The 4,685-nt window shown below is 66.4% G+C and carries 3 protein-coding genes and 2 pseudogenes; 4 read left to right on the top strand and 1 reads right to left on the bottom strand.

Features of this window, described 5'->3' with window-relative positions:
* A pseudogene (locus tag ADK55_RS40695) lies at positions 1 to 235 on the bottom strand (hypothetical protein); the annotation flags it as partial.
* Between the two features lie 1,467 nt (positions 236 to 1,702).
* Between ADK55_RS40695 and ADK55_RS10535 the strand changes: the two are divergent.
* The 4 genes and pseudogenes from ADK55_RS10535 to ADK55_RS10520 all read left to right on the top strand — a co-directional run.
* Positions 1,703 to 2,845 carry an amidase domain-containing protein gene (locus ADK55_RS10535; protein WP_159041348.1) on the top strand — a complete coding sequence of 381 codons (1,143 nt, stop codon included), beginning with the start codon at positions 1,703 to 1,705 and terminating at the stop codon, positions 2,843 to 2,845.
* Between the two features lie 19 nt (positions 2,846 to 2,864).
* Positions 2,865 to 3,284 (top strand): hypothetical protein, encoded by a 420-nt coding sequence (locus tag ADK55_RS10530; protein WP_053677337.1) that lies wholly within the window; start codon positions 2,865 to 2,867, stop codon positions 3,282 to 3,284.
* Between the two features lie 393 nt (positions 3,285 to 3,677).
* Positions 3,678 to 4,247 carry a GmrSD restriction endonuclease domain-containing protein gene (locus ADK55_RS10525; protein ID WP_053677335.1) on the top strand — a complete coding sequence of 190 codons (570 nt, stop codon included), beginning with the start codon at positions 3,678 to 3,680 and terminating at the stop codon, positions 4,245 to 4,247.
* A 162-nt stretch (positions 4,248 to 4,409) separates the two neighbouring features.
* A pseudogene (locus ADK55_RS10520) lies at positions 4,410 to 4,685 on the top strand (hypothetical protein); the annotation flags it as partial.

Raw genomic sequence — 4,685 nt, 5'->3', positions numbered from 1 at the left:
TCCGCGCCCACGAACTCTCAAAAGGGGAAACAGCGGTGGCCTGATACCGCTGTCCGTAGCGGAGATACGCCGCCTCATCGGCCACCTCCTCCATCCCCAAGCCAAAGAGCTCGCAGCCCACCGCCGTATTGACTTGGCACTCCATCTCGTAGTCGTACTCCTCATCCTCGCCAAAATCGTCCGAGCGTGCCCGTACCACCCGGTAGAGCACCTTGAGCTCGTCGGAGAGCTGCACACCGAGGCGCGCTTCGACTGCGGTGATCTCTCCCCCCGTCGCGCCGATGGCGTCGGGCAGCCTTTCGCGCAGCGTCCGCTCGAGCAGTTCCAGGTCCTCTTCGGCTCCCTTCGCGGCGCCCCGCCGGGAGAAGCCGTCATCGATGGCAAGGGGGGTCTCTGATCAACCATGCGCAGACCATACGCGGAGCCAATGACAGCGGAGGTCGGTGCGCTGCTGCTCGCCGAGAGCGCGGCTCTCGGTCGGGCCGTCGGCGCGGATCTGAGCACCAACTTGGCCAGACAGGCCAATTATCGCGCTCAGTGTGCGACACGAAGTCGCTCCAGGTAAGTAAGGGCAGCCACGTGAAGGAGGTATCGATCGGCTTAACTTCGGGCCAGTGTCCAGGGTCCGTCCCCGCGCTCCCATGCGTCGCTGGTAACGGCGGGGTGTGAAGCGGAGCGTTCAAGCCCAAGAGTGTCCCGGCCATCGGGGTGCAACAGGTGAGGGGAAGGCTGGACGGGCGAACGTAGGTGAACCCTTGATGATGCCCCGTGACGATACGACCGTGCCGATGGCGTGCTGGCGGCGGTCACAGGACCCGGTGCTGCAAGGCACCAAGCGACCTCCGGGTAACTGAGCCCGGAGGGAGGACACCGCTGGTTCCGGGGTAGAGGGGGCGCCCACCCCAGTCGCGTCTTACTGGTCGGAACGTGGAAACCCCGTCGGGGTCCAAGCTTCGGCTTGGTAGGCCGACCGCAAGGCAGGTTGAAGTCCCCGGCGGGAGAAGGAAGATCCAAGAAGCGAAGGCCGGCGGGCCGAAAGGTCAGAGGAAACCGGGAGTTGGGACCTTCACCCGCTCTCGGATAACTCGCCGGATACGGGTCCTGATGGCCCGGCCCGAAAGGGTGCCCACGTGGATCAGGTGAGCCTTTAGGTCTTGTCGAAGAAGATCGGATCCACCTCGTCCAGGTCGACGAACCCGCTGATCTCCAACGACCCGCGCGTGCGTGCGCGAGGACGGCGGCCCGCTGCGCGGGGAACGGAGGCCCAGATCCCTGAATGTCCCAATGACGGATCACCCCCGCGTCGGCGGGGAGCACTCCGGCACCCAACGTCGCTGCCTGGTCCGCCGGTCTGGACGACTCGCAGGCCGTTGCCGCGGTTCTCGTCCACGTCCGGGAAACGCTCCAGGTGACAGCCCGGAAGGCGGTGGACGACTATCCGGGCATTGAAGGCTCGCCGTACGGGCGGTTGATCCGCTGCCGCTCACCAAGACCGGACCCAACCGGATGGGCTCGGCACCTGCCCTGGTTTCTGCTATTCAGCCAGATCCGTCATGGTTACGGGACAAATGATTCACGTGATCCCCGCCGGGGCCGGGTGTGCCGTATACACGCTGGGAACCAGTGAACCTGATCCCGGGGGGGGGACCCTTTGCGTGGAACCACACTGTCTTTACGCACTGCCGGCGCTGCGATCCTGGCTTTGGCTTCGTTGGGTGTCACCGCTCCCACCACGAACGCGGAGCCACATGCCGCGCTGTCGGCCTCGGAACTGACACGTCTGGTCCAGATGGCTGACGCCTATCTCCAGCGTCGTGCCGACGCCGTCACCACGGGGGGATCGCGAAGCCGTTTCGCGTCGACGCCCGTTGCGATGACTGCGGCCGCTGCGGAAGATCTGGCAGATGACCTGACCGCGTTGCAGCACAACGGGCGAGCCCTGGAGAAGGTCAGCGGAGGGTATGCCCGCGCGGAAGTGACCGTGACGCCAGGCGAGAGCAGCATCAGCGGGGACACCGCGACGATTGTTGCCACCGAGGACGCCCGCCTGTACTACCCGAACCCCCAGGAGGGGGTGCCCGCCTACGAGGAGTACTCCCTACCGCACACGCTGACGTTCACGCGCTCCGTGGATGGGTGGGAGCTCGCCGGTGACCGGGCGCAGATGGACCCTTCATCGCTGCAGCCGACCACGCAGATAACCCATCCGATCGGCGATCCCGGTCCCATCAACGAGCCCGGCCCGGCTGGCGAGCCGGCACCCGACTCGCAGGACGAGGGCCCCAAGGAGCCGCCCAGCAGCACGGAACTGCCCGCAGCGGGCATGTCGTCGCAGACTGCGAAGCCGACGCTCTCCGCCTCTTACAGCTACGACAAGATGGTTGATTACGCGAATCGGTACTGGAAGGACTACAACGGCGGCTACCGCTCCTACGGCAACGACTGCACCAACTTCATCTCCCAGGCAATGAGAGCCGGCGGCTGGAACACCACAGCAGGCAGTCCTTCCTCCCGCGCAGACAACAGCAAGTGGTTCTACGCAAGCTTTACCTGGTCAACCAGCTACACCTGGGCCGGTGCAGAGAACTGGTACTGGTTCGCCCAACGGCACTCGGGCAGGACGCAGCGGATCGCCAACATCTGGGACATGTTCCCGTCCGACGTCGCCCAAGTGGACTGGGCAGATCCGAGCCCCGACGGAAACATCAACCACACGATGATCGTCACCGCCAGGGGAGGCGGCGATCTTTACATGACCTACCACTCCAGCAACACGCACAACAAGAAGCTGAGCATCATCCGGGCCCAGACCTCAGGAGCCTCGTGGTACGCCCATCGCACCTGACCCGAAAGGGAAACACGCCGTGAAGAAAGCCCTGGCACTGCTGACGGTTCCCGTCCTGTGCGCGGTGCTCGGCGCCTGCGCCTCCGAGAAGGACGGTAGGAGCGAGCGGCAGACCGCCGAGCAGTACATCGCCGCGCTGAACGCCCGCGACCCCCAAGGGCTCATCGCCCTGACCGAGCCCGACGTGCCAGGGCGCACGGGCATGAAGGAGAGTGCCGACAAGATCATCGCCGAGAACGGTGGACGCGACCTCAAGACCACAAAGATCGACGTGCTCAAAGAGTTCGAGCCGACTTACGCCAGCGTGCATGTGACCGGCACCGATGGCAGCGGCAAGCAGTTCAGCATCTACCTTCAGATGGGCGAGAAACAAGGTAATTGGGTCATCGGTCTGGGCCAGACCTCGATCAAGGGCACCCCCAAGACACCATCCACCTAGACAGGGTATGGCAGGCTTGAGGGCCTCCGCGGCGCCGCCAGGCGGGCGACCGCACGGATCCTCAGCAGGGGGCTCGGCCGGAAAAGCGGGGTGACTCGCGTGTGCCGGTGGATCGGCCGGTTCTTCCTTTGCGGCGCGTGCTTACAGACTCATCCGGCGAGCTCACTGCCGTGACGGAACTGGACGAGCCGGGCCCCGCTCAGTCGCGTGCTGCTGTTGTCGGCGCCCAGGTCTGGCTAACGGAACAGGCCACGGTCCGCGAGCAGCTGTTCGCGAGCCAGTCGAGGCACGCGATGTAGAGGCGGTGCGCACGTTGTCGGTGACGGCGAACGCAACCGCGAGCCACGTCCGCACCGGCGAGGAGAACGCCATCGCCGCCGCGGCCGGTGCGCTCTGACTGCCGACGCGCAGGAGGCGGGATGCCGAGCGGGCTCGGCGGGCGCACGGACCGAGCTGGCCGCGTTGACGGTGGAAGCCCCGCATTCGATGGCCGGGTACTCCCGGGCGAAGTTCCCGCACTGGGCCCAGCAGGGCGAGCGGTGCGACACCCGCGAGGTCGTCCCGGCCCGCGACGGTCAGGACATCCTGCGCGACGACGAGGGCCGGGCCGTGTCGGGAACCTGGTTCAGCCCGTACGACGACAAGGTGCTGACGGCCGCGAGCCAAATCGACATCGACCACATCGTCCCTCTCGCCAACGCTTGGCGCTCTGGCGCCGATCTCTGGGACACCCCCAAGCGGAAGAGCTTCGCCAGCGACCTCCAGGGCCCGCAGCTCCTCGCGGTCTCCGCGGCGTCGAACCGCTCGAAGGGCGACCAGAGCCCGGACCAGTGGAGCCCCCCGTCCCGCGCCTACTGGTGCACCTACTCCCGCGCCTGGACCCACATCGAGCACACCTACCAGCTCACCATCACCGAGGCCGAACGCGACCAGCTGAACACCATGTTCGACACCTGCATCTGAGTACGGCGCAGCCGGTCGGCTGACGCCAGCCGCCCGCCCCAGGAGTCCCACCCGCCCCAGTTTTGTGAGAAGTAGCCACATCCTGCCGCTCTTGTTCCCCGGCAGGCATAGGTATGGGGGCGGGCGGTGGCCCGTACGGGTGGCGGGACGAAGGAGATGGACATGACCGAGACGATCGAGCAGAAGGTGGACAGCGTTGTGGTGGGCGTTGCCCAGAGGCCGGGGACGGAGCCGCCGTGCGCGGACGGCCATGACGTACAGCGACGCGGAAGCAAGGTGTGTGCTGCGGTAGTCGACGGGGCCGGCCATCACGAAGACGTCGTCCGGTACTCCTCGGTCGCGCCGGCGGCGATGACCCACATCGGCATGGCCCTGGGCGGACTGGCCGGACTGATCACGGCCGGGCAGATGGCGCACGCCTACGGGACCCCGCCTCAC

The sequence above is a fragment of the Streptomyces sp. WM4235 genome (genome assembly GCF_001279725.1).
In the GTDB taxonomy this organism is placed as follows: Bacteria; Actinomycetota; Actinomycetes; order Streptomycetales; family Streptomycetaceae; genus Streptomyces.
This window is presented reverse-complemented; position numbering and strand designations above follow the sequence as displayed.